Source organism: Embleya sp. NPDC050493 (genome assembly GCF_044458105.1).
Lineage (GTDB): Bacteria > Actinomycetota > Actinomycetes > Streptomycetales > Streptomycetaceae > Embleya.
In genome coordinates, this window is the sequence record NZ_JBITHP010000076.1 from 1 (window position 1) to 1,175 (window position 1,175).

Below are 1,175 nucleotides of genomic sequence, written 5' to 3' on the forward strand. Positions count from 1 at the left end.
TCTCAAAATGAGCATCATTAATAAGCTCCCTCTTTAGCGTCTTATAAAAAGACTCCATCATTGCATTGTCATATGGATTTCCTTTACGACTCATGCTAGATTGAGCACCGACTTGACGAAGAGTAGATTGATAACGAGAGCTTGTATATTGACTCCCTTGATCAGTATGGACAATCAAGCCAGGCTGAGGATGTTCTTTCCCACAAGCTTGCAAGAAGCAATCCCTCACCAGTTTATCTTGCATCCGTGAAGACATTGACCAGCCTACAATCTTACGTGAAAAAACGTCGATATTCACGGCTAAGTATAAGGTGCCTTCTTTGGTAGGGATATAGGTCATGTCTCCCAGCCATACTTTATTAGGAGCTGTTGCTTTAAAGATCTGATTAATTAAATTGGGTCTTGAAAGCGAAGCTCCTTTTCTGTTGTAATGTTTATATTTATAACGGCTTCCCTTGGCATAAAGTCCCATCAAGTGCATCAGTTTCCCAACACGTTTCGTGTTGGTCATAATATCAGTATTATGAAGTACCTTGGTAATTCTAACCGCACCATAGCGTCCCTTATGCTCATGAAAGACAGCTTTTATCTTCTCTGAGAGAATTTCTCTCTCCACTTGTTGTTTTGAAGGACGACGATGCATGTATTCATAGAAACCTGAGCGAGAAACCTTAAGAACTTTTACTGCATGTTTAATTTTTATCTTCCCATGATGTTTCAAGAGAAATTCAAAACGTTTTACTTGCTTCGCTTCAAGAAGACCCGGAACTTTTTTAGAAGTTCAAGTTCCTCCTGAAGATAACGATTTTCTTTCTCTAACAATTTAATCTTATGTTGGGCATCAGCTAGGGCTGTCCCATTGCCTGGAAAAGCACTTTCTCCATATTCTTCAACTTCTTGAACCCAGCGATAAAGACTATTGGCATGAACCTCAAGCTCTTGGCTGACTTCTTTAACAGAGAAACCCTCTTCAAGAATGAGTTTTACTGCAGAATTTTTAAATTGTTTATCGAATTTTCTTCTTGCCATAATAAACCTTTCCACGATTTCTCTTAACTTTGTGTCTAGTTTATTATAACCTTTCCAAAATACTTGGATTTTTTTAATTGTTTTGGTAATTCAAGCGAAATTGAATTGGACTCATCCAGTTCAATTTTTGTTTGATTCGTTTTGTA

General features: G+C 37.6%; 1 pseudogene. It reads right to left on the reverse strand.

Going from position 1 to position 1,175, the window contains the following annotated elements:
- Positions 1-1,029 (reverse strand): annotated as a pseudogene (locus ACIBM5_RS47075) (IS3 family transposase); the annotation flags it as partial.
- Positions 1,030-1,175: the final 146 nt, after the last annotated feature.